Consider the following 2,586-nt stretch of genomic DNA (forward strand, 5'->3'; position numbering starts at 1 on the left):
TTGAAATCAAAAATCTCAAAAATCCTATGAAATACTAGGATTATTGATTACTGCTGATAACCCAACTTACTTCTGATTATAGGCGTGGCTTTGGTGCGTAACGCTACAAGATTTTCGCTTCGTTGAGTGATTTTTGCAGCGTTACGCACCCTACATTCGATCTATTGTGCGGTATTGGATGGCTTCTGCGACGTGATGCGGTTTTAATTGTTCGTCTCCTGCTAGGTCTGCTATTGTACGCGCGACTTTTAGTATTCGGTCGCTGGCTCTTGCTGATAAATTTAATTTTTGAATGGCGCCTTCTAAGAGTCTTCGACTGGAGTCATCAAGTTTACACCATATTTGTAAATGACGACTTTGCATTTGTGCGTTACAGCGTAGGTTTTGCTCGTTTTTGAATCTTTGAGTTGCAATGTCGCGCGCTTTTAGTACTCTTTTACGTATTTCCAAAGAAGATTCACCTGTTGGTTGTTGGGTTATTTCTTCTGGTTTTAATCGGTTAACTGCAACTTGTAAGTCAATTCTATCCATTAGTGGTCCAGAAAGCTTCGCCCAATAGTCTTGGCGTTTTCGGGGTGTACAACTACATTGTTGAATTATGTCACCGTAAAACCCACATGCACAAGGATTTGTACTTGCGACTAATGTAAACTGAGCAGGAAAGTTTACTGATTGCTTTGCTCTGGATATTGCTACATATCCATCTTCTAACGGTTGTCGTAAAAATTCCAATACGTCGCGTTTAAATTCTGTGAGTTCGTCAAGAAAAAGGACACCAGTGTGAGCTAGAGATATTTCTCCGGGACGTGGATAGTTACCACCTCCTACTAAAGATGGCCCTGAAGCAGAGTGATGTGGACTTCGGAAGGGACGTTCTCTAACTAATGTCCCTTTATTTTTTAACAAACCTGCAACCGAATGAATACGTGTTACTTCCAATGCTTCCGCAAAACCGAGCGGTGGTAAGATGCCAGGTAAACGACGAGCGAGCATAGTTTTTCCACTTCCTGGTGGTCCAACAAATATTAGATTATGTCCCCCTGCTGCCGCAATTTCTAACGCGCGTCGTGCATGAGCTTGTCCTTTTACATCTTTTAAATCAACTAAATTCACGTTACTAGCTGCGATTACTTCATGATTATGTGTAGCTTGTACAGGTTTGTAACGAGATGGATTATTTAAAAAATCTGTAACTTCGAGTAAATTATGGAAAGCATAAACTTTTAACCCATCAACTGCTGCTGCTTCCTGAGCATTGTCTGCTGGTACAACTAACCCAGTAATACCCATACTGCGTGCGGATGCTGCTATTGGTAATACTCCCGCAACCGGACGTAAGCTACCATCAAGACTGACTTCACCCAAGAATAAATAATCACCTAGTAAATCGGCACTTACTTGTTCGGATGCAGCTAAAATCCCCACACTAATAGGTAAATCAAAACTAGGCCCCTCCTTACGTAAATCAGCAGGAGACAAATTAATTACAATCTTCTTAGTGGGAAATCCAAACCCAGCGTTTTTTAAAGTTGCCCTAACTCTTTCTTTACCTTCTAGTACTGCAGCATCAGGTAATCCCAAAATAATTATTCCAGGTAATCCGCCTGAAACATCCACCTCTACACCTACTTTTACCGCATCAATTCCAACTACGGACGCACTCCAAACCCTTGCTAGCATTTATATTTATGGCCTTTTATTATAGCAATATTCCTTTGTCTTATCATTGACAATTGGCGAATGACAAATGGTTTACTAAATCATTAAATTGCACATGACCAACCAAGACACTATTTTTGGCAAGATTATTCGACGCGAAATACCTGCGGACATTGTTTATGAGGATGATTTAGCGCTTGCCTTCCGAGATGTTAACCCACAGGCGCCTGTACATATCCTTGTAATTCCCAAACAACCTATACGCGCGCTCCCCGATGCTCAAACCGATGACACTGAACTTCTCGGTCATTTGTTACAGACTGTTAAGAAAGTTGCTGAAAGTGAAAAGCTTACTAACGGCTATCGGGTTGTAATTAATACTGGCAATGATGGTGGTCAAACGGTTTTCCATATGCACCTCCATATATTAGGTGGGCGCGCGCTGGGCTGGCCACCAGGTTGAACGTCAATATCTAATGTGCCGAAATGATTGCAGTATAGGGTTTTTATAGAAGGCGCCGATTGTGTAGAGACGCGATTAATCGCGTCTCTACGTCTTTATACACAGGTAACTGTTTAACCAAGCACTTTACATTTCATAATGTAAACTATATAAAGACTCACTCACATATAACAAAATGTTAAGTTAAATACCTTTACAAAACTCAATAAAAGATTTAATTTGTTAATTAAGCAAGTCAAACGGCTCGCTTAAATCATTCATCACATAGAGCAATCATAAAGACATGACCGCAACCTTACAAAGACGCGAAAGCGCTAATGTGTGGGAACAGTTCTGCCGCTGGATCGCTAGCACCGAAAACCGCCTTTACATTGGTTGGTTCGGCGTACTAATGATTCCTACCCTGTTGGCAGCAACAACCTGCTTCATCATCGCATTTGTAGCAGCACCTCTAGTTGACATCG

The 2,586-nt window shown here is 41.3% G+C and carries 2 protein-coding genes and 1 pseudogene; 2 read left to right on the plus strand and 1 reads right to left on the minus strand.

Going from position 1 to position 2,586, the window contains the following annotated elements; all coding sequences use genetic code 11:
- Positions 1 to 150 precede the first annotated feature (150 nt).
- Positions 151 to 1,680, minus strand: coding sequence for a YifB family Mg chelatase-like AAA ATPase (locus tag AC2JBO_RS44435; RefSeq protein WP_496960000.1), 1,530 nt, complete (start codon positions 1,678 to 1,680; stop codon positions 151 to 153).
- A gap of 94 nt (positions 1,681 to 1,774) precedes the next feature.
- On the opposite strand from AC2JBO_RS44435, the gene AC2JBO_RS44440 reads away from it, so the two are divergent.
- Both AC2JBO_RS44440 and AC2JBO_RS44445 read left to right on the plus strand, forming a co-directional pair.
- Positions 1,775 to 2,122: a histidine triad nucleotide-binding protein gene (locus tag AC2JBO_RS44440; RefSeq protein ID WP_496960001.1), complete on the plus strand. Its 348-nt coding sequence runs from the start codon at positions 1,775 to 1,777 to the stop codon at positions 2,120 to 2,122.
- Positions 2,123 to 2,405: 283 nt separating this feature from the next.
- Positions 2,406 to 2,586, plus strand: a pseudogene (locus AC2JBO_RS44445) (photosystem II q(b) protein); the annotation flags it as partial.

The organism is Calothrix sp. CBUCES-K 9914 (assembly GCF_059640475.1).

Coding starts and splice junctions, on each gene's coding strand:
- AC2JBO_RS44440 (WP_496960001.1), top strand. CDS start 1,775: ATGACCAACCAAGACACTATTTTTGGCAAGATTATTCGACGCGAAATA.
- AC2JBO_RS44435 (WP_496960000.1), bottom strand. CDS start 1,680: ATGCTAGCAAGGGTTTGGAGTGCGTCCGTAGTTGGAATTGATGCGGTA.